Below are 24,775 nucleotides of genomic sequence, written 5' to 3'. Positions count from 1 at the left end.
CCCTAGCCCGCCGTGGGGTTGAGGACCATCGGCTGGATCTTGCCGTCCAGCATCGCGCCGAGACCGAGCACCGAGCACACGTCGGGGCGCTCGGCGATGTGCACCGGCATGCCGGTCGCGTCCCGCAGCATCTGGTCGAGCCCCGGCAGCAGCGCGCTGCCGCCCACCATCATGATCCCGCGGTCCGCGAGGTCGGCCACCAGGTCGGGCGGGCACTCGCGGAGCACCTTGCCCACCCCGTCCAGGACGGCGGTGAGCGGGGCGTGGATGGCCTTCCGTACGGCGGCGGTGTCGACCTGCACCGAGCGGGCCAGACCGGTCGCCACGTCCCGGCCGTGGATCTCGGTCAGGGCGGGACCGGTGAGCTGGAGGCCGTTGCCGTGCAGCGCCAGTTGCAGCGGACGCACGGACTGGCTGGGGAGCAGCAGTGCGTGGTGCTGGCGCAGGTACTGGATCACCGCCTCGTCGATGGCGTTGCCGCCGACCGGGAGCCGGACGGCCGTCACGATCGAGCCGAGCGAGAGGACGGCGATCTGGGTGGTGGCCGCACCGCACGCCATGATCATGGTGGCGGTCGGCTGCTCCACCGGGAGCCCACAGCCCGCGGCCGCCGCGATCAGGGTGTCCACCAGCTCGACGCGCCGGGCACCGAGTCCGACGAGGGTCTCCACCGTGGCGCGCTGGGCCAGCGGATCGGCCTCGTGCGGGATGCAGGCTGCGGCACGCAGCCGGGGCTTGCGGCGCAGCTGGCGGCGGAGCTTGTCGCCGAGCAGGTGGCGCAGCATCCGCTGGGCCATCTCGATGTCGACGACGGAGCCGCCGGAGACCGGGCGGACGACGCGGATGTATTCGGGGGTGCGGCCGGTCATCTGCTCGGCGAGCACGCCGACCGCGATGAGCGATCCGGTACGGGTGTTGACGGCGGCGACGCTCGGTTCGTCGACGACGAGCCCGAGCCCCTTCACGTACACACGGGTCCTCGCGGCCCCGAGATCGACGGCGACGTGGCAACGCTGCAACTGCTCAAGGCTGACGGTCACGGCAGGTTCTCCCGAGAGCGCGGATGGGGGTACCGGCGGCAGCCGGCCTCTCATCGCATCGTCGCGTTCCGGGCCGGGGCGCGCGCGCTGGGTTGCGCCGTACGAGGGTCGCCGGCTGACGGCCCGCCAGGTGGTACGTCCGGCCTGCCCCCCGCTCGACCCGGGGGCTCAGCCGGGCAGGAGCCGCTGGAACAGCCCCCAGGTGAACTCGGCGACGTACGCCCGTCCGCCGCCCGGGTCGGTGACGGCCAGCGCCCACCGGGTCGGCGCGCTGCCCTCCATCGGCCGCGCCGGGGGAAACGCCCGGGCCACCTCGTCCACGGTGCACGACCAGGGGCGCAGAGAGGGTACGGAGGTGAGCTCGGGGCCCGCCGCCCCCGGGGCCCGGACGAGCCACTCGTTCCACACGGCCCCGCCCGGTGCGGCCATCACCTCGAACCGGAGGTCCGGCCAGAGCGGCACCGGCCAGAGCAGCGCCTGGCACTCCAGGTCGCCCACCCGCCGCTTCAGCGTCAGCTCCGGCTCGCCCAGCACCGAGCGGTAGCGCCGCAGCGATCCCCGCCCCCGGGGCGCGCGGACCATGGCCTGCCAGCGGCGGTTGGCCTCCCGCATGTCGGCGAGCGAGGCGCTCAGCTCCTGCCGCGCCTCCTCGACCAGACCGGACTGGTGGTCGGCCATGCGGCGGAGCAGGACGAGCTGGAACTCACGGGGGCCGAAGGGGGTGGGAGCGGTCATGCCACCCATCTTCCCGCAGGTCAGGCGTATCGGACCGGCTGTCCTCGGAATCCGAGGTTCCACACAGGATTCCTCACCTGGCCAGCTTCCTCCGTCGATCCGCGCCGACACCGTCGCCGACCTGCACCCGCTTCCTGTGGTGGTGCACACAGGCCCTGGGTCAGCCCTCGCCCAGCATCCGCCGCAGCAGATCCCGCAGCACGGTCCGCTCGGCCTCCGACAGCCCGGCCAGCGGCTCCCGGGCGAAGTTGAGCGAGTCCCGCAGCTCCCGGGCCGTCCGCACGCCCGCCTCCGTCGCGGCGGCCAGCTTCACGCGGCGGTCCACCGGGTCCGGGCGGCGTTCGACCAGGCCCCGGGTCTCCAGGCGGTCGACGATGCCGGTCACGTTCGACGGTTCGCACTTCAGCTTGACGGCGATCTTCCGCATCGGCGTCGGCTCCACCGCGAGCAGCCCGAGGACCCGCGCCTGTGCCCCGGTGAGGGAGTGCTCGGCGGCGGCGCGGTCGTACTCCTCGTGATAGCGCGCCACGACGGTGCCGATGAGCTCGACGACCTCGAGGGTCAGGGGGTCTGTGCGGGTGGCCATGGAGGCCAGCGTACCGATTTACTTGACAACATGAAATATTCAGGAGCACAGTTGTTTCACGTAATGAAGCTTTATTGCAGGGCTTCCCCGCAGGAAACCTTGCACGGCTTCCCCCGTAGGACATTGAGGAGACCCCGAGCCCATGTCTGCACTTCCCGCGTCCAGCCGCGAATGGCACCTCGTCGCCCGCCCCCACGGCTGGCCCAAGGCCGAGGACTTCGCACTGCGTGAGGCCGCGGTGGCCGCTCCGGCCGACGGCCGCATCCTCGTCCGCAACCAGTACTTCTCCGTCGACCCGTACATGCGCGGCCGGATGAACGACGTCAAGTCGTACACCCCGCCCTTCAAGCTCGACCACCCCATGGACGGCGGCGCGGTCGGCGAGGTCATCGCCTCGAACGCCGAGGGCTTCGCCGTCGGCGACCACGTCCTGCACGGCCTCGGCTGGCGCGAGATCGCCGACGTGCCCGCGAAGCACGCGGTGAAGGTCGACGCCGACCTCGCCCCGCTCTCCGCCTACCTCGGCGTGCTCGGCATGACCGGACTCACCGCGTACGCGGGCCTGTTCGACGTCGCCTCCTTCAAGGAGGGCGACGCGGTCTTCGTCTCCGGCGCCGCCGGTGCCGTGGGCAGCCAGGTCGGCCAGCTGGCCAAGCTCAAGGGCGCCTCCCGGGTCATCGGCTCCGCGGGCTCCGACGAGAAGGTCAAGCTCCTCACCGAGGAGTACGGCTTCGACGCCGCGTTCAACTACAAGAACGGGCCGGTCCGCGACCAGCTCAAGGAAGCCGCCCCCGACGGCATCGACGTCTACTTCGACAACGTCGGCGGCGACCACCTCGAAGCCGCGATCGGCGCGCTCAACGTGCACGGCCGCGCCACCATCTGCGGCATGATCGCCCAGTACAACGCCACCGAGGCGGCCCCCGGCCCGCGCAACATGGCGCTGATCATCGGCAAGCGGCTGCGCCTGCAGGGCATGCTCGTCGGCGACCACGCCGACCTCCAGCAGAAGTTCGTCGAAGAGGTCTCCGGCTGGCTGGCCTCCGGTGAGCTGAAGTACCGCGAGACGAAGGTCGAAGGCATCGAACACGGCTACGACGCGTTTGTCGGGCTCCTGCGCGGTGAGAACACAGGCAAGATGATCGTTTCGCTCGTCTGAGCCACGCCTGACCACGCCTGACCGAGCCCGGCCACGCCGACCCGTGCCGACCACGCATGACCCACGCCCGGCCGGGGAGGGGCACCCGATAGGCTCATCCCCAGGCCGCCGCGATCGTGGGCGCGAGTCGCGGCGCACCAACAGGAGGAATCCTCACATCATGACCATCCAGAAGATCGACGTCGCCTACACCGCTGTCGCCACCGCCGAGAACGGCCGTGACGGCCGCGTCTCCTCGGACGACGGCCAGCTCGACGTCGTCGTCAACCCGCCGAAGGCCATGGGCGGCAGCGGCGCCGGCACCAACCCGGAGCAGCTGTTCGCCGCGGGCTACAGCGCCTGCTTCCAGGGTGCGCTGGGCGTCGTCGCCCGCCAGGAGAAGGCCGACATCTCCGGTTCCACGGTCACCGCCTCGGTCTCCATCGGCAAGACCGAGGCCGGCGGCTTCGGCCTGGAGGTCGCCATCAGCGCGACCATCCCCAACGTCGACACCGCCACCGCCCAGTCGCTCATCGAGAAGGCCCACCAGGTCTGCCCGTACTCGAACGCGACCCGCGGCAACATCAAGGTCGAGCTCTCCGTCGCCTGACCCCGGCGTCCGCGCGGACCCCAGCGTCCGCGTCGGCCCGGCGTCCGCGCGGACCGCAGCTCCTGCGCGCGAGGACCGCATCCCCCACCGGGGTGCGGTCCTCGCCGCTTTCCGCACGCCAGTACGCTGACGCCCATGAACGATCTCGGGGCAGGATTCGGCTACTTGATGAAGGGCCAGCGCTGGGTCGCCCGGCACGGCCGATGGTTCGGATTCGGGCTGCTGCCCGGACTCATCACCCTCGTCGTGTACGCCGGCGCCCTCGTCGGACTCGGTTACGGCGCCGACGACTTCGTCGCCTGGGCGACCCCGTTCGCCGACGACTGGTCCTCGGGCTGGCAGGGCCTGCTGCGCACCACCCTGACCGCGCTCGTCTTCGTCTTCGGCCTCTTCCTCGCGGTCATCACGTTCACCGCCGTCACCCTCCTGGTCGGCCAGCCGTTCTACGAGTCGCTCTCCGAGGAGGTCGAGCGCGGCGAAGGCGGCGAGGTCCACGAGTCCGGGCTGCCGCTCTGGCGCGAACTGTGGATCTCCGCCCGCGACTCCGTCCGCATCCTGCTGCGCGTCGCCCTCTACGGGATCATCCTCTTCGCCTGCGGCTTCATCCCGGTCGTCGGCCAGACCGTGGTCCCCGCGATCGGCTTCTGCGTCTCCGGCTACTTCCTGGCCGAGGAGCTGACGGGCGTGGCCCTCCAGCGCCGGGGCATGGTCCTCAGGGACCGGCTGGCCGCGCTGCGAAGCCGCCGGCTGCTGGTGCTCGGCTTCGGCGTTCCGCTGACCCTGGCGTTCCTGGTCCCGTTCGTCGCGGTGTTCCTGATGCCGGGGGCGGTCGCCGGGGCCACCCTCCTCGCCCGCGACCTGGTCGACACCGACCCCGCTCCCGCCGCCGCGGACGTCACCACCACGAAGGAGGGGACCACATGACCGAGCTCCTGGCCGTCGCCGCCATCACCGTCCTCGCCGTCATCAGCCCGGGCGCCGACTTCGCCATGGTCGTCCGCAACAGCTATCTGTACGGGCGTACCACCGGCGTCCTCGCGGCGGCCGGGGTCGCGGCGGGCGTCCTGGTCCACGTCACGTACACGATGCTCGGCGTCGGGCTGCTCATCGCCTCCTCCACCGCCCTGTTCACCGCGGTGAAGCTCGCCGGTGCGGCCTACCTGATCTACATCGGCGTACGCACCTTCCTGGCCCGCGCCGACCTCGACGTCGACCTGACGGACCGGCCGGGGCTCACCCGCTTCGGCGCGCTGCGCAGCGGCTTCCTGACCAACGCGCTCAACCCGAAGACGACCCTGTTCGTCGTGGCGACCTTCACCCAGGTCGTCGGCCCCGGCACCGCCCTCTGGCAGCAGGCGGGTTACGGGCTCCTGATGTCCGTGGCGCACCTGGGCTGGTTCGCGCTGGTCGCGCTCTACTTCTCGCACTCCCGGCTGCGCGGGGCGATGCTGCGCCGCCAGAAGGCGCTGAACCGGTCCATCGGCTCGGTCCTGGTGGGCCTCGGCGTCACCCTGGGCGTCGCCCGTTGACACCCCGACACCCGGGGCTCGGCAGGGGCGGACCGGTTCAGTCGAAGTACGACTCCAGCGTCCCGCGCCGCCGCACGTCGAGCGTCGCGCAGTGGAAGGAACCGCCGAACGGCGCGTAGTGCATCAGGTCGCACGGGATCGGCTCGAAGCCCCACTGTTCGAGCGCGCGCAGCATCCCGGTGTGGTGCCGCTCCGCGATGACCCGCTTCCCGTCCACCATCAGGATGTTCATGCTGAGCCACTTGCCGCACAGCGAGGTCATCTTGAGCAGCCGGTCGTCGATGGGATCGGGTTCGGGGGCGACCAGGATGTCCCAGGAGTCCAGGACGGCGGGCAGCCGGTCGACGTCGATGTAGTCCGGGTTGATCAGCGCCTTGCCGGGCGCCAGCACGAGGAACGTCGTGTCGATGTGCATGGGCGTCCGGCAGCGGCTCTCGATCTCGTGGATCCGGTACCCGGGACCGAGGTGCCGGCGCAGCCACTCGATGCCCATGCCGTTGGTGACGTTGGAGCGCGTCACGAACAGATCGCGCCCGGCCCGGACGAAGTCCGCCGCGTCGAAGACCGGCTCGAACTCGGTGAGGATGTACCGCATGGGCTCACCCGCCGTGGGCGTACGGAACTCCCTCTCGAACAGCTCGTCGGTGAGCTGCGGTTTCGGCGCGGCGGTCCAGCGGGCCCCGCGCCGGAAGTAGTCCTTCAGGAGCCTGCGGTAGGAGTGCGTCTCGAAGTACCGGCACGGCCACGCCATCGGGGTCTCGATGATCTCGTCGCCGATCACCAGCATGCTGTCGCGCGGGCAGGTGTTGCAGAAGCCGCGTGAGGACCACGCGGGGGTGGCGAACCGCTGCCGGTGGTCGACCGCGTCCGGACGGGTGACGGTGACGCCGAGGGAGTGGAGCAGCGAGATGAACCCGTCCAGCTCCTGCTGGGCGGGCTCGATCAGCCGGCGCGGGTATCTGTATCCCGCCGCCAGCCCCTGCAGCCGGGCCGCCCACGGCGGGATGTTGCAGGAGACCACCGGATGGCTGGAGGGGATCGTCGCGTCGTCGAGCCGCCCGACGATGATCTCCTCCAGCGGGTCCCACTCGTTGTGGGAACCGACCGGTGAGACGAGTGGGGCGGTCTCCTCGGCGGTCGGAGTACCGGGCCTCCGCTCCACTGTCGTCATGATCAACCACCCTCGGTCGCCGACTGGCACGTCACGCTCCCCATGGTGAACAGAGGGAGCGGGTTCGCGCCACCCGTGGTGAGCCCGCCGGAGGGGCCGACGCGACGGGCCCGGGGGCTCGGCGCACCGGGAACGCGTGCCGGACCCTACGCGGGGGGCTCGGCCGCCGTGATGTTGCGGTAGGCGATCTCCGCCAGCCGGGCCTGGCCGTCGCGGCTCGGGTGGAACCAGTCCCACCGACTGAGCTGGGTCCCGGTGAAGCGGAAGTCGAAGACCGCCCCGCCGTCGTACCGGCAGTACCGGTCCTTCGCGCAGACGTCCCGCAGCACCCCGTTGTACGCCACCACCCGGTCCTGCACCGCGTCCCGCCGCGCCATGGCCGCGGGCCCGAGGTCGTCGGCGTCGGCCAGCATCGACTGGCAGATGCCGAGGCTCCAGATCTTCTTGCCGGTCTCGTCGAGCCGCCCGGTCGACCACAGCCGCTTGAGGTCCGGCACGCTGGAGACGTACACCTGCGCCTTCGGCGCCCCGGTCCGCAGCTGCCGCATCGACGCCTCGAACGAGGCCCGGAAGTCCGCCACGGGCGTCATCAGCCGCACCGAGTCCCGGCACGCGTCGTTCGCGCCCATCATCACCGTGACCAGCTCGGGCCGCTCCTTCGCCGCCAGCGCCATCTGCTCCGGCAGCTGGACCATCCGGGCCCCCGACACCGCGTGGTTCCAGCTGCGGTCCGCCGCCCTCGACGCCCCGAGCAGCCGTACGGCGAGACTCCGCACCAGGCTGTCGTTCCCGGTCGCCCAGGACACCTCCGGGCAGTCCGCCAGCGCCGAGCAGGCGTCGAAGCCCCGGGTGATGGAGTCCCCGACCGCCGCGACCGATCCCGGATCCGGGTTCCAGCCGGAGGCGGAGGCGGAGGGGGAGGGCGACGGCGAGGCGGCGGGCGAAGAGGCGGCGGAGGCGTTCCGTGACACGCCGTCACCCGAACCGTCACCGCCGCACCCGGCCAGCGCGGCCGCGCCCATGAACGAGAGCGCTGTGAGCGCCGCTCCTGCGGTACGCATCCGAGGGCGTGTCGTACGCTCCGGCATCGGTGGATCCCCTCCGGTCAACCTCTGGTCCATGCCCCTGGCCATGCCGCCGGCAAGCCCACGATCCCCAGGTCGCGGGCGTGCGCGCCCTGGCGGGTGAAAGCCGGCGAATCAGGGGCCCGGGACCGACGGTACGTCACACGGACGGCCCCGGCGCACGGTAGCTTTTCCCCGTCGAACCAGTGGCGCCGCTCCCACCCCCGTCACACGGGTGGCTCCGGTACATTACGTCCCGTCACACACTGTCCCTTTTCTGGAGATTAACTCCCGATGCTGTTTACTGATGACAACCTCGGGAGCCGGCCGGAAAGAGGCGGTACGGGCGCGAGGCCGCTGGGGAAGGCGTACCTCGTCCCACACGGGAGGTTCCGGTGACGACACGTGGAGTCCTGTACGTTCACTCCGCACCGCGCGCGCTGTGTCCACATGTCGAATGGGCAGTGGCGGGCGTCCTCGGTGTGCGGGTCCAGCTGGACTGGATCAGACAGCCGGCCGCCCCCGGCACCTGGCGGTCGGAGTTCTCCTGGAAGGGCCGCGCCGGCACCGCGTCGCAGCTCGCCTCCGCCCTGCGCGGCTGGGACATGCTGCGCTTCGAGGTGACCGCCGAGCCCTGCCCCACCGCCGAGGGCGAGCGCTACAGCTCCACGCCCGGCCTGGGGATCTTCCACGCCGTCACCGGCATGCACGGTGACATCCTGATCCCCGAGGACCGCCTGCGCGCCGCCCTGGCCCGCTCGACGCGAGGCGAGAGCGACCTGGAGGCCGAGATCGCCTCCCTCCTGGGCAAGCCGTGGGACGACGAGCTGGAGTCCTTCCGCCACGCGGGCGAGGGCGCCCCGGTCCGCTGGCTGCACCAGGTCGTCTAGCTCCCGGGCTCTGCCCCGGACCCCGCTCCTCAATCGCCGGAGGGGCTCGAACGTGTGGAAGCCCGCCTCCCGACAGCCGGGAAGCGGGCTTCACCCGTAAAGGCCGGGGCTATACGGACCGGAACGCCAGCACCACGTTGTGCCCACCGAACCCGAACGAGTTGTTGATCGCCGCGATCGGCCCCTCGGGCAGCACCCGCGGCTCCCCGCGCACGATGTCCGCGTCGATCGCCTCGTCCAGGTCCTCGACGTTGATCGTCGGCGGAGCGGTCCGGTGGTGCAGCGCCAGCACGGTGGCGACGGTCTCGATACCGCCCGCGCCACCCAGCAGGTGCCCCGTCATCGACTTCGTCGCCGAGATCGCGACATGGTCCAGGTCGTCGCCCAGCACCTTGCGCAGCGCCTTGATCTCCGCGATGTCACCCTGCGGCGTCGACGTGGCGTGCGCGTTGAGGTGAACCACCTCGGACGGCTTGAGGTCGCTGGAGTCCAGCAGGTTCTGCATCGCGGCCGCGATGCCCCGGCCGGTCGGCTCGGGCTGTGCGATGTGGTGGGCGTCGGCCGACAGGCCCTGGCCCAGCACCTCGCAGTAGACCTTGGCGCCACGCCTGGCGGCGTGCTCGGCCGACTCCAGGACGACGACGCCCGCGCCCTCACCGAGGACGAAGCCGTCACGGCCGGTGTCGTACGGCCGCGAGGCCTTCTCCGGCTCGTCGTTGCTCTTGGACATCGCCATCATGTTGGCGAAGGCCGCGATCGGCAGCGGGTGGATCGCCGCCTCGGTGCCGCCGGCGACGACCACGTCGGCCCGGCCGGTGCGGATCATCTCGACGGCGTACCCGATCGCCTCAGCGCCGGACGCGCAGGCGGAGACCGGCGTGTGGACACCGGCCTGGGCGTTGACCTCCAGGCCGACGTTGGCCGCCGGGCCGTTGGGCATGAGCATGGGAACGGTGTGCGGGGAGACGCGGCGTACGCCCTTCTCCTTCAGCACGTCGTATTGGTCGAGCAGGGTGATCACGCCGCCGATACCGGAGGCGATGACCGAGCCGAGCCGCTCGGGGGCGATCGACTCGTCCTCGCCGGCCTTGGCGGTGAAGCCCGCGTCCGCCCAGGCTTCGCGGGCCGCGATCAGCGCGAACTGCGCCGAGCGGTCCAGTTTGCGGGCGAGCGGGCGGGGCAGGACGTCGCCCGGGTCGACGGCCGCGAGGGCGGCGATCCGGACGGGCAGTTCGGCGAAGCGCTCGCCTTCGAGAGGCTTGACGCCGGACCGGCCGGCCATCAGACCTTCCCAGGTCGATGGGGAGTCGCCACCCAGCGGAGTGGTTGCGCCGATACCGGTGACGACCACGGTGCGATTGGTCGAGTTCACTGGAAAATCTTCTCCACGTGTAGAGGGTCGTGAATCAGCGGCGCCACCGCCGGGTGGCGACACAGCCGGGCTGGGATCAGCCCTGGTGCTTCAGGATGTAGTCGGCGGCGTCGCCGACCGTCTTGAGGTTCTTGACGTCCTCGTCGGGGATCTTGACGTCGAAGCGCTCCTCGGCGGCGACGACGACCTCGACCATGGACAGCGAGTCGACGTCCAGGTCGTCGGTGAAGGACTTGTCCAGCTGGACGTCCTCGACCGGGATTCCGGCGATCTCGTTGACGATCTCGGCGAGACCGGTGACGATCTCTTCCTGCGTGGCGGCCATCTTGGCGCTCCTTCGGTGGGTTTCTTCAGGGTTCGTGCTGACGGACCAAAAGGTCCGGTGTGCCTAGGGGAGGGTAACGACCGTCGCGGCGTAGACGAGACCCGCCCCGAAGCCGATGACGAGCGCGGTGTCGCCGCTCTTCGCCTGACCGGTCGCCAGGAGCCGCTCCATAGCGAGCGGGATCGAGGCGGCGGACGTGTTGCCGGTGGACTCGATGTCACGGGCGACCGTGACGTGTTCCGGCAGCTTGAGGGTCTTCACCATCGAGTCGATGATCCGCATGTTGGCCTGGTGCGGGATGAAGACGTCCAGGTCCTCCGGGGCGATCCCGGCCGCGTCCAGCGCCTGCTGGGCGACCTTCGCCATCTCGTAGACGGCCCAGCGGAAGACCGCCTGGCCCTCCTGGGTGATGGCCGGGAACTTGATCTCGCCCTTGGAGTCGAGCGGCAGCTTGGAGGCGTCGCCGGCGTGCAGGTCGTTCCAGGACACCGTCTGCTTGATGGTCTCGGACTTGTCGCCCTCGGAGCCCCACACGGTCGGGCCGATGGCCGGCTCCTGGGAGGGGCCGACGACGACCGCGCCCGCGCCGTCACCGAACAGGAAGGCCGTCGCGCGGTCCTCCAGGTCGGTCAGGTCGCTGAGCCGCTCCACGCCGATCACGAGGACGTACTCCGCCGAGCCCTCGACGACCATGCCCTTGGCTAGCGTGAGGCCGTAGCCGAAGCCCGCGCAGCCCGCCGAGATGTCGAAGGCGGCGGGCTTGCCCGCGCCGATCTTGTGGGCGATCTCGGTGGCGACGGCCGGGGTCTGCTTGAAGTGCGAGACGGTCGAGACGACGACCGCGCCGATCTGCCCGGGATCGATGCCCGCGTCGGCGATGGCCTTGCCGGACGCCTCGATCGACATCGCGGCCACGGTCTCCTCCTCGGAGGCCCAGTGGCGGGTGACGATGCCGGAGCGGGAGCGGATCCACTCGTCGGAGGAGTCGATCGTTTCGAGGATCACCTCGTTCGGCACGACCCGGGTCGGGCGGTAGCCGCCGACCCCGAGGATGCGCGCGTACGGGGCGCCCTTGCTGGGCTTGATCTTCGACATGCTCTCGGGCTCCTTAGGCGCCTGCGTGCTCGGAGATGAGCGCGCGGGCGGCGTCGAGGTCGTCGGGGGTCTTGAGCGCGAGCGTCTTCACACCGGGCAGCGCCCGCTTGGCGAGCCCGGTGAGCGTGCCGCCAGGGCTCAGCTCGACCAGCGCGGTGACGCCGAGCTCCTGGAAGGTCTCCATGCACAGGTCCCAGCGGACCGGGTTGGCGACCTGGCCGACCAGCCGGGCGATGACCTCGGTGCCGGTGGCCACCGTGTGGCCGTCGGCGTTGGACACGTAGCGCACGGTCGGGTCGGTGACCGTGAGGTCCCCGACGGCCGCGCGGAGCTTCTCCACGGCCGAAGCCATGTGGTACGTGTGGAACGCGCCGGCCACCTTGAGCGCGACGACCCGGCGTACGCCCTCGGGCTTGTCGGCCTCCAGAGCGGCGAGCTGGGCCGCGGTGCCGGCGGCGACGACCTGGCCGCCCCCGTTGACGTTGGCGGGGGTCAGGCCGAGCTTCTCCAGGTGCGGGACCGTCACGGCGGGGTCGCCGCCGAGCAGGGCCGCCATACCGGTCTCGGTGACCGCGGCGGCCTCGGCCATGCCGAGCCCCCGGGTGCGGACGAAGCGCAGTGCCGCCTCGTCGTCGATGACACCGGCGATCGCGGCGGCGGTGATCTCACCGACGCTGTGACCCGCGACGACGTCGGGAGCGGCGCCCAGGGCCGCCGACGAGAGCAGTCCGGCGGCGACGAGGAGCGGCTGGGCCACGGCCGTGTCGCGGATCTCGTCCGCGTCGGCCCGCGTGCCGTAGTGGGCAAGGTCGAGCCCGATGGCGTCGGACCAGGCCGCGATGCGGTCGGCGGCACCGGGGAGGTCGAGCCAGGGAGTCAGGAAGCCGGGCGTCTGAGCGCCTTGGCCGGGAGCGACGAGTACGAGCACCCTCACACTCTCTCTTGTGGACGGCTCCCTAGGCCCGTGGGGACAGGGACGAAGAACCGTCAGGGGAATTGTTGAAGTCCGACAAAAGTCTAGGACTGAGGATCCGCCGCGGCCAAGCGCCCCAGGATGAGGGCGATCCGCAGCGTGAACGCGGAGCGCACATCGGAGGGTGACCACCCGGTGACGTCGGTCACACGTCGTAGCCGGTAGCGCACGGTGTTGGGGTGGACGAAAAGCATCCGCGCGGCCCCCTCCAGACTGCTCGCCTGTTCGAGATAGACACTCAGCGTCTCCAGCAGCGCCGAGCCCGCTTCCTCCAGCGGTCTGTAGATCTCCTCCACCAACTGGTCCCGCGCGGCAGGGTCCCCGGCCATCGCCCGCTCCGGCAGGAGATCGTCCGCCAGCACCGGACGCGGCGCGTCCTGCCACGCCAGGCACGCCTTCAGCCCGGCCGCCGCCGCCTGCGCGGACCGGGTGGCCGCCAGCAGGTCCGGCACCACGGGCCCGGCCACCACCGGCCCGGCCGCGTACGGCCCGATCAGGCCCTTGGCGACCTGGAGCGGGTTGTCGCTGCCGCCCGCGATGACGACGAGCCGGTGGCCCAGGACGCCGGTGAGGACCTGGAGCTTCGCGTGCCGGGCGGCCCGCCGGATCGCCTCCACGGTCAGCTCGCTGTCCCCGTCGGGCGCGGTGCCGAGGATGACGCAGACGTGCTCGGGCGAGTTCCAGCCGAGCGCGGAGGCCCGGGAGACCGCCCCCTCGTCCGCCTCGCCGGACAGCACCGCGTTGACCACCAGCGACTCCAGCCGCGCGTCCCAGGCGCCCCGGGCCTCGGCGGCCTGGGCGTAGACCTGGGCGGTGGCGAAGGCGATCTCGCGCGCGTAGACGAGCAGCGCCTCCCGCAGCACCGACTCGTCGCCCGGCGCCGCCACCTCCTCGATCGCGGCCTCCATGACCTCGATCGTCGTACGCACCATCTCGACGGTCTGCCGCAGTGTGATCGCCCGGGTCAGCTCGCGCGGGGCGGTGCCGAACACATCGGTCGAGATGGCCTGCGGGGTCTCGGGATGCCGGAACCACTCGGTGAACGCCGCGATACCGGCCTGGGCGACCAGGCCGATCCAGGACCGGTTCTCCGGGGGCATCGCCCGGTACCACGGCAGCGATTCGTCCATGCGGGCAATCGCGTTCGCGGCCAGCCGGCCGGAGGACTGCTCCAGCCGTTTCAGGGTCGCGGCATGCAGGTGGGCGTCATGGGCGGCGGACTGCTCAGGATCGGGTCGGGGCACGAGGACAAGACTGCCTTATCGGGCCGGTGGATCGGTGGGCCGGGGCGACGGTCCCTCCTACCGGTGGGTACGGGAGCGTCCGGGCAGCTGCGGACGGGATGCCGGTCCCGGTTCACCTATGTGCGCCCGTCCGGTGGCCGCCGCCCCCGGACGGGCGGTTCACCGGGCTACCGTGGCCGGGTGATTTCCGTACACCGGTCCGAGGACCGCTACCGGGGCGGCGAGCCGGACGCCGGCATCGAGACCCGGCACGCCCTGTCCTTCGGCCCCTTCTACGACCCCGACAACCTTCGCTTCGGCCCGATCCTGGCCTGCAACGAGGAGCACCTCGCCCCCGACGCGGGCTTCGACGAGCACCCGCACAGCCACACGGAGATCGTCACCTGGGTGGTCGAGGGCGAGCTGACCCACCGCGACTCGGCCGGCCACTCCTCCGTCGTACGCCCCGGGGACGTCGCCCACCTGAGCGCCGCCGCCGGAGTCCGCCACGTCGAACGCAACGAAGGCCAGGCCCCGTTGACCTTCCTCCAGATGTGGCTGGCCCCCCTGGAATCGGGGGGCGAACCCGCGTACACGGTCGTCCCCGGCATCGCGGACTCGACCCCGTACGCCCTGCCTGCGGCCGGCGCGATGCTGCACCTACGGCGGCTGACGGAGGGCGAACGCACGGCTCTGCCGGACGCGGTGCGCCTGTACGTGCATGTGGTCCGGGGCCGAGTCGGTCTGGAGGGGGAGGAGTTGCGGCCGGGGGACGCGGCTCGCATCACGGACGCGGAGGGCTTGGAAGCGGTCGCCGTGACGGGGGCGGAGCTGGTGGTCTGGAAGCTCGGGAGCTGACGGCGATGTGGCTTCGGATCAGGATCCGGCTTTGCGGGTCCGTTGTCAGACCCATGGAGTAAACCTTTAGCCATGGGGATTGAGGCGTACAAGATGAATGAGGACGAGACCTGTAAGCGTTTCGTTGTTCCCGAGCTGAGGGCTGCGGGCTGGAGCGAGAAGCAGATCCGTCCGCAGTACAGGATCAACGACGGTCGACTGGTGCCGACCCGTAGGCGTCACAAGCGGGGAGCCGCGCTCGCAGCCGACTTCGTGTTGGAGTATGTCCCCGATGTGCCGATCGCAGTCGTGGAAGCCAAGCGGTACCGCCTCAGCGAGGAGAACGGGGTGGAGCAGGCGCGCCGTTACGCGCGCAAGCTGGGGCTGTCCTTCGCGTACGCCACCAACGGGCGGAACATCGTGGAGATCGATTTCATTGCTGAGAAGCCGGTGATCAGGCACGTCGAGCGGTTCCCTTCCCCCGACGAATTGTGGGCACGCTTTCTGCGTGATCAGGGGGTCCGCGGCACAGCGGCGGGCGAGGAGCTGATGTCCGCGCCGTACGACTACACCCTCCGCAACACCGACAACACGGTGAAGCGCCCGCGCTACTACCAGCGGGTTGCCATCACACGGACACTCGCCGCTCTCGCCCGCAACGAGCGCCGCATCCTGCTGGTGCTAGCCACCGGGACGGGTAAGACCATGCTCGCCCTTCAGCTGTTCGCCCGGCTGTCCAAGGCCCCGGGTGCGTTCGGCGGACGTAAGCCACGCGTGCTCTACCTCGCCGACCGCAACATGTTGATCGACGACCCCAAGGACCGGTACTTCCTGCCGGTCTTTGGAGAGGACGACGTCCACAAGATCGGCGGGGGAGAGGCCAAACGTGGCCGGAAGGTCTACTTCGCGCTGTACCAGTCCCTGGAGCAGGGCGACGATCATGCTGAGTTGTACCGGGAGTACCCGCCGGACTACTTCGACGTCGTCATCGTCGACGAGTGCCACCGAGGCAGCGCGAGCAGTGACTCGCGATGGCGCAAGGTGCTGGAGCACTTCGAGCCCGCCGTTCAGATCGGGCTGACCGCCACGCCGGTCCAGGACGGGAAGAAGAAGACCGACACACTGGACTACTTCGGTAACCCCGTCTACTCGTACTCGCTCAGGGACGGCATCGAGGACGGATTCCTCTCGCCCTACCGGGTGCGGAGGGTCCGGCTGAACGTGGACGTGGAGGGTTACCGTCCTGAGCCGGGCAAGAAGGATGTCTATGGCAGGGAGATCCCCGACCATCTGTACGGACCGAAGGAGTTCGAGCGGGTCATGGTGATCCTCGAGCGGACCGAGACGGCGGCGCAATACCTCATCGACTACCTCCGCAAGAACGCTGAGGACGGGAGGCTGGGCAAGACTCTCGTCTTCTGTGAGAATAACGAGCACGCAGGGCGGATGCGCACCGCCCTGCACAACATCGCCTCCAAGGAGGTCTCCGTACTGCCGGACTTCGTCAAGCGCATCACCAGCGCCGACGCGCCGCACGTCGGGGAGTCCCTTGAGGAGTTCCGGAAGGCGGACTCCAGCCAGCCGGTGATCGCAGTGACCTCCAAGCTGCTGTCGACGGGTGTGGACCTGCCCGCCGTGCGGAACGTGGTGCTGTTCCGGCGGATGGCCTCTATGCCCGAGTTCAAGCAGGTCATCGGGCGTGGAACCCGGCTGTGTCCGGAGATCGGCAAAGAGTCCTTCGACATCATCGACTTCGTGGAGGCGACCCGGCTCTTCGAGGACAAGGCATTCGACGGCCCGCCGCTGAAGTTGCTCCAGGAGACGGCCGACGAGCAGGGAGAGCTGGTGGCCGTCGAGGACATCACCCCGCTCGTCGAGGAACCGGACGAAGAGGGCTGCGAGTCGGTCGCCGAGCCGCAGGCCGAGTACGAGGAGCAGGACGGTGGCTCGTTCGGCCCGGATGGTGACGACGCAGATCTGGTGACCGACCCGGACGAGGTCGATCGGATCCAGGCGCGCGGCAAGCGGTACCGGGTGCGTGATGTCGTCGTGTACAAGGTGGGTGAGCGGCGCTACCAGCTCGCGGACGACGGAGTGACGATGCGGCTGGTGAGCGTCGAGCAGTGGGTGCACAACCAGGTGCTCGAACTCGACCTGGACCCAGCTCAGTTGCGTACGCGTTGGGCGCAGGCCAAGAGCCGTGCCGTTCTGATGGAGGCGCTACGGGAGGCCGACATCGACGTGGAGGAGCTGCCTGAGGAGCTGGGCAAGCCTGACGTGGACCCCGTGGACCTGCTGGTCAGTGTGGCTTGGGAGGGACTCGCCGTGGTGAGCCGGGACGAGCGGCTCACGTGGTTCCGTCGGGAGCACGGGGAGTTCCTGGACTCCTTCGGGGAGCAGGCCCGCGAGGTACTGGAGGCGATGCTGGTGAAGTTCGCCGAAGACGGCTCACCGCAGCTGAAGGTGGACACGCTGAAGGTGCCGCCCTTCGACTCGATGGGCCGGGTAGTGGACCTGACGGCACGGTTCGGCGGCGCCCGCCAGGCGCACGAGGCGATCGACCAGCTGGCGACTCGACTCCTGAACGTCGTGTAACTGTAAAGCTGCTTTAGATCTATGTAAACATCAGACATAAAACTAAAGCAGTCTTTGAGTTTCGTGAAGGTGTTAAAGTGGAGTAGTGCTAAGAGATCGTACGGACAGCCGCGCAACCCTCTGGCGGACTGCCGCCGGTCAGCGTGGCTACTTCACTGCCGCGCAGGCGCTGGACGCCGGGTATTCGTACCAGGCCCAGCGCTACCACGCCCAGCACGGTAACTGGCTGGTAGTCGACCGCGCCCTTTACCGCTTCCGGGAGTTCTCCGACCTGCCGGGCGAAGGTGACGAGCAACTGGTGCGCTGGTCGCTGTGGAGCAAGGGGAGGGCGGTGGTTTCGCATGCCACCGCCCTCGCGGTCCATGACTTCGGCACGGCTAACCCGTCCCGCATCCACCTCACCGTGGAGCGCGGCTTCCGGCAGAAGTCTGACGCTGTGATCCTGCACCGCGTGGAGCTGGCCGAGGCGGATGTGGAGGACCGGATGGGGTACCGGGTAACGACTCCGCTCCGCGCACTGGTGGAATGCGCGGCGAGCGGCGACGACCAGGATGTCCTCGACGGGGCTGTGTCCGAGGCGCTGGAGCAGGGCATCGTGACCCGACGGAAGCTGCTGGATGCCGCCCAGCTCCTGGGCCCGCGTGCGGAGCTGGGCGTGGAGCGAGCGCTCGGGGCGGTGTCGTGACCGCTCGCTACGGTGATGCGACGGCCCTGCGCCGCGCGCTGGAGGCCCGGCTGAAGCAGGAGGCCGACCGGACCGGCACCGACCTGGCCCGCCGACGGCGCCTCGTCGTTTTCGACCGCATGGCGGCACGCCTGGCAGAGGACCCGGCCGGCGGCTGGGTCCTGAAGGGCGGGGCGGTGATGGAGTTCAGGCTCACTGGACGTGCCCGCACCACGAAGGACCTCGACCTGGCGCTGCGGCCCGAGGATGGGTCGGAGGCAGACGGGAACGAGGCACGGGAATTGCTGATCGATGCCTTGGCTGTCGACCTGGATGGTGACGGCTTCCGGTTCCGAGTCGGTGCACCCGTCTCTCTGACCGCCGATACGGCAGGGCGGGGCGGCTGGCGGTTCTCCGTCGAGGCCCACCTCGCGGGGAAGCTGTTCGCGGGCGTCCGGGTGGATCTGGTGGACCGGGGCAAGGAGATCGCTCGGACCGAGCGCCTCCCACTACCGAACACCCTCGATTTCGCCGGAACTCCGCAGCGTGCGATCGAGGCCGTCGATCGCCGACAGCACTTCGCTGAAAAGCTGCACGCCTTCACCCGTGACTATGGCAACCGCCCCAATACACGGGTCAAGGACCTGGTCGACCTGGTGCTGCTGACTGAGGACGGACTAGTAGGTGACGCGGCACTCGTGGAGGTCGTACGACATGTCTTCGCGGTACGCGCCACACACGAGGTCCCGAACAAACTTCCTGACCCCCCGCCCCGCTGGCGTGAAAGCTACCCGGAGCTGGCGCAGGAACTCATGACTGAGATCCCACCGACGCTCGATGCAGCACTGGCACTGGTGCGCGAGCTGTGGGCGGCATCCCTCGTCGACGAAGCACGTACCTCTTCCCGACCCGAACAGAAAGACCGGCTGAGCTGACATGGCAGCGACCAAGAAGAAGACGGCGGAGAAGTCCGTCGGCACATCCCGGACACGTCTTGCGTCCCTGATCAAGTCCGCGCGCGACACCATGCGCAAGGACGCCGGAATGAACGGCGACCTGGACCGGCTGCCGCAGCTGTCCTGGCTGCTCTTCCTCAAGGCGTTCGACGAGCGCGTCGAGCAGGAGGGCGAGGCGCTGGACCCGGACGGCTACCGGCGGGCCATTGAGGAGCCGTACCGCTGGGAGGACTGGGCCACCGACCGGGACTTCAGCGGTGACGAGCTGAGGTCGTTCGTCAACGAGAAGCTCATCCCGCACCTGGCCGGGCTGGTCGGTGAAGACTCGGAGGACCCGCGCAACGTCATCTCGACCATCTTCAAGGATGTTGTCAACCGTATGCAGTCGGGGACGCTGCTGCGGGAGCTTGTCGACATCGTCAACCAGATCCACTTCGTCTCGACCGATGACATCCACACGATGGCGTTCGTCTACGAGTCGATCCTCAAGGAGATGCGCGACGCGGCCGGCGACTCGGGTGAGTTCTACACCCCGCGCCCGGTCAACCGCTTCATGGTCCAGCAGTCCTTCCTCCAGCTCGGCGAGTCGATCCTCGACCCGGCGAGCGGCACGGGTGGTTTCCTGGTCCAGGCGTACGACAACCTGAAGGACCAGGTTCGTACGGCCACTCAGCGCAGGAAGCTGCACGCGGACATCCGGGGCATCGAGAAGAAGCCGCTGCCGTATCTGCTGGGCTCGATGAATCTGCTGCTGCACGGGATCGACGCGCCGCACGTTCGGCGTGCCAACTCGCTCCTGGAGATGCGGAATTCCAACGCTGCCGACAAGGTGAATGTGGTTCTCACGAACCCGCCCTTCGGCGGCGAGGAGGAGTCGACGGTCGTCAAGACGTTCCCCGATGGCTTCCGGACCCAAGAGACGGCCTGGCTCTTCCTCTACTCGATCCTCGACCAGCTCAAGCACGGCGGTCGGTGCGCGATCGTCCTGCCCAACGGCAGTCTGTTCGCAACGGGAGAGAACTCCATTGGCGCGAAGATCAAGAAGAAGCTGATGAAGGAGTGCAACCTTCACACGGTGGTCCGCCTCCCGCAGGGCGTCTTTGCGCCCTATACGCAGATCCCGTCCAACATTCTTTTCTTCGAGAAGACCGGTCCGACGAAGGACGTCTGGTTCTACGAAATTCTGTTGCCGGACGGTCGCCGCGGCTACACGAAGACGAAGCCGATGCGGATCGAGGAGTACCAGCCATGCGTGGACTGGTGGGGCGGCAAGGAACGTGAGGGCCGCGAGGTGAACGAACAGGCGTGGGTGGTCCCAGCATCGGACATCATCGCCTCCGGCTACAACCTGGACCTTGTGAACCCACATGTCGGCGACGAACTGGCGCACCGAACGCCGGAAGAGCTGGTGGACGAGCTGATCAAGACAGAGACCGAGATCCTGGGTCTGCTGAAGGGGCTGCGTGAGGAACTGGGGACTAATGATGTTTCTAAGTGAAGTTCGCCTTGGGGATGTGCTCCAGCTGGAACGGATCCCCGTTCAAGTGGATTCTGGTGCGGAGTATCGCCAGATTGGCATCAGGTCGTTTGGAAATGGGATCTTTCATCGCGATCCTTGCGCAGGCAGCGAGTTGAGTAAACTCAAGTATTTCGAAGTCCACCCTGATCGCCTTATCGTGAGCAATATCATGGCCTGGGAAGGGGCGGTTGCTGTTTCGACTCAGAAGGAAAAGGGGTTTGTCGGATCGGCTCGATTTCTCAGTTATCGACCGATCGGGGAAGTGGACCTTCGTTACCTGAACTACTTCTTCCAGAGTGAATCTGGGAAGGTGCTCGTCAGGGCGGTCTCGACGGGTACCGTCACGCGGAATCAAACCGTTTCGCCAAAGAATTTTGAAAACGCCAAGGTTTCACTGCCCGACCTGGCTGAGCAGCGCCGCGTCGCCGACAAGCTTGACGCGGCGATGGGCCGGATTTCGGCCGTGCAGTCGTTGCGCAGCAAGGCAGCTGAGATCAAAGCGAAACTCCATGAATCATTGGTTCATGCGGTTTTGGAATCCGAGGTCGACATGGTGCGCATGGGTGATGTGGTAAAGCTCACGCGTACTGAGTTCGAAGTCCTCCCTGATGAGAACTATCGAGCCATCGGCATGCGCGGTTTCGGTAGAGGAATTATCCATTACCCGCCTGTTCCTGGTGATGATCTCGGAAAGCTCCGCTTCTATACTTTCCCTAAAGATGCGCTGGCTCTCAGCAATATTAAGGCTTGGGAGGGGGCGATCAGTGTGACAAGCGCGATCGAAGCTGGCCACGTCGCTTCGAATCGCTTCTTGTTCTATGTGCCTACCGGTGATCGGGTAAACGTTAGCTACCTGCGCTACTACCTCTTGAGCCGCCAAGGGCTAGCACAGGTCTCGGCTTGTTCGCCTGGAGCTGCTGACAGGAATCGAACTCTAGGGGTCAAGCGGTTCGAAGGAATCGAATTCAAGTTGCCGCCGCGCAAAATTCAGGACCGGGTGGCGACAACGCTTGACGCGGTCAACCAGCGTGTGACTGCGGCCCACGCTGAGCCTGCATTGGCGTCTCTCCGGCCTTCGCTTCTCGATGCGGCCTTTTCCGGGAGGTTGTAGGCGCAGTCACTCGGGCGATACCCGCCGCCACCCCCCATCCGTGACCACTACATGGTCCAGGAAGCGAAGGCCGACCGCCGCAGCCCCCGCCGCAAGGCGGCTCGTGGCGCGGCGGTCGGCCTCGCTGGGGTCAGTGCGACCGGTGGGGTGGTTGTGCGCCACACCGAACGACGCGCCGCCCGCCGCGAGGACCAAGGCGAGGACGTCGCGGACCGGGAGCAGGCTGCGGTCCGAAGCGCCCTCGGTCAGGACGCTCGTACGGAGAACGGTGCCCGCCGTGTCACACACGATCACGACGACGCGTTCGTGAACCAGCCCGTGGAGGAGGGGAGCCGTGACTCTCGCCAAGTCGGCCGAACAGCCGACCCGTTGGCGGGAGGACAGCGACGCGGACGCGACCCGCCGGCCCAGCTGGAACGCCGCCGCGACCCGTGCCGCCTTCGCCGGGCCGATTCCGGCCAGGCTCGCCGCCACCTCGTGCGCGGGGAGCCTGGACAGTTCGTACAGCCCGCCGTGCCGGGTGATCAGCCGCCCGGCCAGCTCCACCGCGTCTTGGCCCGGGACGCCGCCTCCCAGCAACAGCGCCAGGAGCTCACGGTCGGACAGCACCTCTGCGCCCCGCGCCAAGAGGCGTTCGCGCGGTCGGTCCCGGGCGGGTACGTCCCGCATACGTACCACTGCCGCGCCCCTCAGTCCACCGAGTCGCGGTCGAGAGGCTCCGAGCCAACGGCTTCCGGGGGGTCCGGGTCCACATGAGGCGACGGGCCGGACGTCCCCCCGCTCTCGGCGCTGCCCGCCGCCGATCCGATGAGCTCCGTCAGCCGCCGGTGCAGCGTTTCCGAGCGGGCCCGCAGGAATCCGTCGTAGTCATCGCACAACGCGGCCTGGTATGCGTCTTCCTCGATGAGGCACGTCCGCAGCCGCTCCCTCAGCACTTCCTCGCCGTTCCAGTCGGCCAGGTCCTTGAGGTAGGCGGAGGGGCGGCGGTCGGAGATCCAGTTGTTGGTGATCGCGCTCAGCATGATCAGGTTGCCGCAGACATTGTCCTGGCCCCCCTGTACTCCCTGTTTTTTCAAGTACGCCCGCGGGAAGAAATGGTGGAACTGCTTGCCGTTCTGCCAAGACAACGCGTCGGCCACGTCGATGACGCGACCCGTGTTAAGGTCCAGAGGCTTCTCGTACGACATGAGCAGGACCAGCAGCTTGCTGGGCGCGTTCTGCCGGGAGAACTGGGAACGCTGCCACAGGTTGCTGCGCGGAGGCGCCGCTCCCGTCTCGATCTCCGTTGACCGGCCCGCCGCGAACTCCGTGACTGCCGTCAGGTCCGGCCCCATCTGGGACTCACGCCAGCCCCTGAAGTACTCCCCGCTCGCTGTCAACCAGAACCACCGAGTCACCGCGTCGTACTGTGCGGCCTTCGGCTTGGGCAGCTGCCTGAACAGCTCGACCAAAACCGCGAACTGGTTGTAATAGGGCAGCGCCTCGGCCTGAGGGGTGCAGATCTGGGTGGAGAGGAAGTCCACCGCCCGCGCAGCTGCTTTCCCGGCATCCGCGACGGCCGCCTGGAGCTGCTGCCGATCAATACCTCGCAACTCGTGAATGGACTTGGTGGAGAAACCGAACCCGGCCGCCGCCGCGATCGTACGCAGCATCGTCTTCGCATCCACCCGCCCGTACTTTTTGGCGTCGAGGACCTGGAGCAACTGTTCGATCTCGTCCTTGAGGTCGAAGTCCTCGGACCAGGTCCCGGCCCGAATCAGGTCCACGATGTCCATGGACGTGCCCGTACTATTGATCCGTTCGAAGATACGAGCCGAATCCTCCTCGGACACATCGAGGAGCGTGACAATCGGCACCTGGTAGTGCGCGAGCTGCTCACTCAATGCCTGCGCACGAAGCTGGAGTTCGCCATTGGGGTTCTCCTGCCGGATCCACGACAGCATCGCACCGACAGAGGTGAGATGGCGCACGGGCACGATGTGCGGTCCGGTCGGTGCTTCTTCTGTCAGGTGCAGGAACTCCTCGCGCTCAAGGTCATACGCAATACTCCAGCTCGGCCCAGAGCCGTGCAACGCACCCACCAGACTGGCGAGGCGTTGCTGACCGTCGAGCACGTAGTGCACATGAGCGCCCTCATGCTGCGTGACGGTGTCCAGGCCGGCGATCTCGTGTCCGCTGGCCAGCTTCGCCGTGGTCCGCCACATGAGCAGACTGCCGATGGGGTAGTTCCGGCGCACCGAGTCGAGCAGGTACAGGATTTGCTGCGGGGTCCAGACGAAAGCCCGCTGAAACTTCGGTAGAACAATGTCGCCGCTCAGGACCCGCTGTGCGAGTGAGCTGATCGGTGCAATCGTTGGCTCGGGCGCACGTACCTGCACCAGTGACACCGGTGACGTCCCCACCGTGTACCCCCTGATCTCCGTAATCCCTGCTGGAACAGCTAGCAGAACGATCGTATGGGGCACCACTGACAACCCAACGGGCTCTCAGTCTCATGCAACTCGTCGACGAATGCCTCCGGGCCAGCCGGACGCCTGGCGGCGGGTACAGGGGGCGTGGGGCAGCATGTCCCCTGTGACCACCACCATTGTCGAGATACACGTGCCGATGCTGCCGACGCCGGACCTGCCGGACGGCTCCTCCCCGTACCCCTGGATCGACCAGGTCGAGGACTTCCTGGCCGATCTTGAGGACGAGGGCGGTATCGAAGTCCATGACGAGGGCGAGGAATACGAGGACGCCTACGTCTTCTTCGTGACCGGAGCCGCTGACGAGGAACTCTTGGCGGCGGCTTCCCGCGTGGCCACGCTGCCCGGGGTCCCCGCAGGCGCGTTCGCGGTCGTCAGCGACGATGAGGCCGAGGAGTTCGGGCAGGGGCGACGGGTGGCGCTTCCACTGTCCGGAGCGTGAGGGGGCGAACGGTGAGGTTGTCCGATGTGCTGATCGTCATCGCCGTCCTTGGCGTGGCCGCGGCGCCGACCGCCCTGTCCGGGGACGGCTGGGCGAGTCAGGCCCTGCTGCCGGTCTCCGGCGGGGCGGCTGCCGGGTTCGTCGGTGAGAGGATCAGGGACCGGCGGAAGCGGCGTGGCAGGGGAACGACTCGCCGACCCGTGCAGCCATGAGGGGGAGGGTTTGGCCGTGACCAGGAAACGGGCAGTCGTCGAGTCGCCCGCCTACGTTGTGCTGCTGGCCATCTTCGGCTTCTGGACAGCGGCGAGTTCGGGGTCTCCGGTCCACCTCAGAGTGCTCGGAGGGGTGTTCAGAGCGTTCTGTGTGGTGGCTCTGGCCGTCGTTCTCGTCAAGGGGCGGCGGCGGGAGCGGGCGGCCGGCGATCTCTGAAAG

Annotated in this window: 25 protein-coding genes; 13 read left to right on the top strand and 12 right to left on the bottom strand. The window is 68.6% G+C overall.

Annotation, left to right across the window (positions count from 1 at the left end; genetic code table 11):
• Nucleotides 1–2: 2 nt before the first annotated feature.
• The 3 genes from ACIQAK_RS02925 to ACIQAK_RS02915 all read right to left on the bottom strand — a co-directional run bounded on the left by ACIQAK_RS02925 (nt 3) and on the right by ACIQAK_RS02915 (nt 2,361).
• Nucleotides 3–1,040: a rod shape-determining protein gene (locus tag ACIQAK_RS02925; protein WP_366388079.1), complete on the bottom strand. Its 1,038-nt coding sequence runs from the start codon at nt 1,038–1,040 to the stop codon at nt 3–5.
• 168 nt (nt 1,041–1,208) lie between these two features.
• Nucleotides 1,209–1,775 carry a hypothetical protein gene (locus ACIQAK_RS02920; protein ID WP_366388080.1) on the bottom strand — a complete coding sequence of 189 codons (567 nt, stop codon included), beginning with the start codon at nt 1,773–1,775 and terminating at the stop codon, nt 1,209–1,211.
• 160 nt (nt 1,776–1,935) lie between these two features.
• A complete protein-coding gene (locus ACIQAK_RS02915) occupies nt 1,936–2,361 on the bottom strand; it encodes a MarR family transcriptional regulator (RefSeq protein ID WP_366388081.1) in 426 nt (141 codons plus the stop codon).
• 142 nt (nt 2,362–2,503) lie between these two features.
• On the opposite strand from ACIQAK_RS02915, the gene ACIQAK_RS02910 reads away from it, so the two are divergent.
• The 4 genes from ACIQAK_RS02910 (at nt 2,504) to ACIQAK_RS02895 (ending at nt 5,638) form a co-directional block, all read left to right on the top strand.
• Nucleotides 2,504–3,520 (top strand): NADP-dependent oxidoreductase, encoded by a 1,017-nt coding sequence (locus ACIQAK_RS02910; protein WP_366388082.1) that lies wholly within the window; start codon nt 2,504–2,506, stop codon nt 3,518–3,520.
• 160 nt (nt 3,521–3,680) lie between these two features.
• Nucleotides 3,681–4,109: an organic hydroperoxide resistance protein gene (locus tag ACIQAK_RS02905; RefSeq protein ID WP_366388083.1), complete on the top strand. Its 429-nt coding sequence runs from the start codon at nt 3,681–3,683 to the stop codon at nt 4,107–4,109.
• A 135-nt stretch (nt 4,110–4,244) separates the two neighbouring features.
• Nucleotides 4,245–5,033 carry an EI24 domain-containing protein gene (locus ACIQAK_RS02900; RefSeq protein ID WP_366388084.1) on the top strand — a complete coding sequence of 263 codons (789 nt, stop codon included), beginning with the start codon at nt 4,245–4,247 and terminating at the stop codon, nt 5,031–5,033.
• Entirely contained in the window at nt 5,030–5,638 is a 609-nt protein-coding gene (locus ACIQAK_RS02895) for a LysE family transporter (RefSeq protein ID WP_366388085.1), read from the top strand. The genes ACIQAK_RS02900 and ACIQAK_RS02895 overlap by 4 nt, the downstream gene beginning before the upstream one ends.
• Nucleotides 5,639–5,675: 37 nt before the next feature.
• Here the strand turns inward: ACIQAK_RS02895 and ACIQAK_RS02890 are convergent, their stop codons facing one another.
• Together ACIQAK_RS02890 and ACIQAK_RS02885 are read right to left on the bottom strand one after the other, a co-directional pair.
• On the bottom strand, nt 5,676–6,809 hold the full coding sequence (locus ACIQAK_RS02890; protein ID WP_366388086.1) for an amidinotransferase: 1,134 nt from the start codon (nt 6,807–6,809) through the stop codon (nt 5,676–5,678).
• Nucleotides 6,810–6,955: 146 nt separating this feature from the next.
• Nucleotides 6,956–7,870 (bottom strand): SGNH/GDSL hydrolase family protein, encoded by a 915-nt coding sequence (locus tag ACIQAK_RS02885; RefSeq protein ID WP_366388087.1) that lies wholly within the window; start codon nt 7,868–7,870, stop codon nt 6,956–6,958.
• Between the two features lie 398 nt (nt 7,871–8,268).
• Between ACIQAK_RS02885 and ACIQAK_RS02880 the strand changes: the two genes are divergently transcribed.
• Nucleotides 8,269–8,763: a DUF3145 domain-containing protein gene (locus ACIQAK_RS02880; RefSeq protein WP_053561392.1), complete on the top strand. Its 495-nt coding sequence runs from the start codon at nt 8,269–8,271 to the stop codon at nt 8,761–8,763.
• Nucleotides 8,764–8,872: 109 nt separating this feature from the next.
• Here the strand turns inward: ACIQAK_RS02880 and fabF are convergent, their stop codons facing one another.
• The 5 genes from fabF to ACIQAK_RS02855 all read right to left on the bottom strand — a co-directional run bounded on the left by fabF (nt 8,873) and on the right by ACIQAK_RS02855 (nt 13,772).
• The gene (gene fabF, locus ACIQAK_RS02875; RefSeq protein WP_366388088.1) at nt 8,873–10,135 is read right to left on the bottom strand and encodes a beta-ketoacyl-ACP synthase II; all 1,263 of its coding nucleotides are present in this window, start codon (nt 10,133–10,135) and stop codon (nt 8,873–8,875) included.
• A gap of 76 nt (nt 10,136–10,211) precedes the next feature.
• A complete protein-coding gene (locus ACIQAK_RS02870; RefSeq protein ID WP_014045780.1) occupies nt 10,212–10,460 on the bottom strand; it encodes an acyl carrier protein in 249 nt (82 codons plus the stop codon).
• Between the two features lie 63 nt (nt 10,461–10,523).
• A complete protein-coding gene (locus ACIQAK_RS02865; RefSeq protein ID WP_366388089.1) occupies nt 10,524–11,555 on the bottom strand; it encodes a ketoacyl-ACP synthase III in 1,032 nt (343 codons plus the stop codon).
• Nucleotides 11,556–11,568: 13 nt separating this feature from the next.
• Nucleotides 11,569–12,483: an ACP S-malonyltransferase gene (locus ACIQAK_RS02860; protein ID WP_366388090.1), complete on the bottom strand. Its 915-nt coding sequence runs from the start codon at nt 12,481–12,483 to the stop codon at nt 11,569–11,571.
• 89 nt (nt 12,484–12,572) lie between these two features.
• Entirely contained in the window at nt 12,573–13,772 is a 1,200-nt protein-coding gene (locus ACIQAK_RS02855) for a helix-turn-helix domain-containing protein (protein WP_366388091.1), read from the bottom strand.
• A 180-nt stretch (nt 13,773–13,952) separates the two neighbouring features.
• Between ACIQAK_RS02855 and ACIQAK_RS02850 the strand changes: the two genes are divergently transcribed.
• The 6 genes from ACIQAK_RS02850 (at nt 13,953) to ACIQAK_RS02825 (ending at nt 21,433) form a co-directional block, all read left to right on the top strand.
• Nucleotides 13,953–14,609, top strand: a complete 657-nt coding sequence (locus tag ACIQAK_RS02850; RefSeq protein WP_366388092.1) for a pirin family protein — start codon at nt 13,953–13,955, stop codon at nt 14,607–14,609.
• 72 nt (nt 14,610–14,681) lie between these two features.
• Complete coding sequence (gene hsdR, locus ACIQAK_RS02845; protein WP_366388093.1) at nt 14,682–17,183, top strand: EcoAI/FtnUII family type I restriction enzme subunit R; 2,502 nt, start codon at nt 14,682–14,684, stop codon at nt 17,181–17,183.
• Between the two features lie 85 nt (nt 17,184–17,268).
• The gene (locus tag ACIQAK_RS02840; RefSeq protein ID WP_366388094.1) at nt 17,269–17,868 is read left to right on the top strand and encodes a hypothetical protein; all 600 of its coding nucleotides are present in this window, start codon (nt 17,269–17,271) and stop codon (nt 17,866–17,868) included.
• Complete coding sequence (locus ACIQAK_RS02835) at nt 17,865–18,782, top strand: nucleotidyl transferase AbiEii/AbiGii toxin family protein (protein ID WP_366388095.1); 918 nt, start codon at nt 17,865–17,867, stop codon at nt 18,780–18,782. Before ACIQAK_RS02840 ends, ACIQAK_RS02835 begins: the two co-directional genes overlap by 4 nt.
• A 1-nt stretch (nt 18,783) precedes the next feature.
• Nucleotides 18,784–20,301, top strand: a complete 1,518-nt coding sequence (locus tag ACIQAK_RS02830; protein WP_366388096.1) for an N-6 DNA methylase — start codon at nt 18,784–18,786, stop codon at nt 20,299–20,301.
• A 16-nt stretch (nt 20,302–20,317) separates the two neighbouring features.
• Entirely contained in the window at nt 20,318–21,433 is a 1,116-nt protein-coding gene (locus tag ACIQAK_RS02825; protein ID WP_366388097.1) for a restriction endonuclease subunit S, read from the top strand.
• Nucleotides 21,434–21,439: 6 nt separating this feature from the next.
• Here the strand turns inward: ACIQAK_RS02825 and ACIQAK_RS02820 are convergent, their stop codons facing one another.
• Both ACIQAK_RS02820 and ACIQAK_RS02815 read right to left on the bottom strand, forming a co-directional pair.
• Complete coding sequence (locus ACIQAK_RS02820) at nt 21,440–22,102, bottom strand: DNA repair protein RadC (protein WP_366388098.1); 663 nt, start codon at nt 22,100–22,102, stop codon at nt 21,440–21,442.
• Between the two features lie 20 nt (nt 22,103–22,122).
• Entirely contained in the window at nt 22,123–23,820 is a 1,698-nt protein-coding gene (locus tag ACIQAK_RS02815) for a DUF262 domain-containing protein (protein WP_366388099.1), read from the bottom strand.
• A 187-nt stretch (nt 23,821–24,007) separates the two neighbouring features.
• Here ACIQAK_RS02815 and ACIQAK_RS02810 point away from each other — a divergent pair, with 187 nt between their 5' ends.
• Entirely contained in the window at nt 24,008–24,343 is a 336-nt protein-coding gene (locus tag ACIQAK_RS02810) for a hypothetical protein (protein ID WP_366388100.1), read from the top strand.
• A gap of 228 nt (nt 24,344–24,571) precedes the next feature.
• Entirely contained in the window at nt 24,572–24,772 is a 201-nt protein-coding gene (locus ACIQAK_RS02805; protein ID WP_366388101.1) for a hypothetical protein, read from the top strand.
• Nucleotides 24,773–24,775 lie beyond the last annotated feature (3 nt).

Origin of the sequence: Streptomyces sp. NPDC088706 (assembly GCF_044752765.1) — a bacterium.
GTDB lineage: Bacteria > Actinomycetota > Actinomycetes > Streptomycetales > Streptomycetaceae > Streptomyces.
Note: the sequence above shows the minus strand (reverse complement) of the source record. Positions and strands in the feature narration are given on the sequence as shown.

Bases quoted from the DNA above. Each gene is read 5' to 3' on its own strand.
- ACIQAK_RS02920 (WP_366388080.1), bottom strand. From the start codon at position 1,775: ATGACCGCTCCCACCCCCTTCGGCCCCCGTGAGTTCCAGCTCGTCCTG.
- ACIQAK_RS02915 (WP_366388081.1), bottom strand. From the start codon at position 2,361: ATGGCCACCCGCACAGACCCCCTGACCCTCGAGGTCGTCGAGCTCATC.
- ACIQAK_RS02910 (WP_366388082.1), top strand. From the start codon at position 2,504: ATGTCTGCACTTCCCGCGTCCAGCCGCGAATGGCACCTCGTCGCCCGC.
- ACIQAK_RS02905 (WP_366388083.1), top strand. From the start codon at position 3,681: ATGACCATCCAGAAGATCGACGTCGCCTACACCGCTGTCGCCACCGCC.
- ACIQAK_RS02900 (WP_366388084.1), top strand. From the start codon at position 4,245: ATGAACGATCTCGGGGCAGGATTCGGCTACTTGATGAAGGGCCAGCGC.
- ACIQAK_RS02895 (WP_366388085.1), top strand. From the start codon at position 5,030: ATGACCGAGCTCCTGGCCGTCGCCGCCATCACCGTCCTCGCCGTCATC.
- ACIQAK_RS02890 (WP_366388086.1), bottom strand. From the start codon at position 6,809: ATGACGACAGTGGAGCGGAGGCCCGGTACTCCGACCGCCGAGGAGACC.
- ACIQAK_RS02885 (WP_366388087.1), bottom strand. From the start codon at position 7,870: ATGCGTACCGCAGGAGCGGCGCTCACAGCGCTCTCGTTCATGGGCGCG.
- ACIQAK_RS02870 (WP_014045780.1), bottom strand. From the start codon at position 10,460: ATGGCCGCCACGCAGGAAGAGATCGTCACCGGTCTCGCCGAGATCGTC.
- ACIQAK_RS02865 (WP_366388089.1), bottom strand. From the start codon at position 11,555: ATGTCGAAGATCAAGCCCAGCAAGGGCGCCCCGTACGCGCGCATCCTC.
- hsdR (WP_366388093.1), top strand. From the start codon at position 14,682: ATGGGGATTGAGGCGTACAAGATGAATGAGGACGAGACCTGTAAGCGT.
- ACIQAK_RS02830 (WP_366388096.1), top strand. From the start codon at position 18,784: ATGGCAGCGACCAAGAAGAAGACGGCGGAGAAGTCCGTCGGCACATCC.
- ACIQAK_RS02820 (WP_366388098.1), bottom strand. From the start codon at position 22,102: ATGCGGGACGTACCCGCCCGGGACCGACCGCGCGAACGCCTCTTGGCG.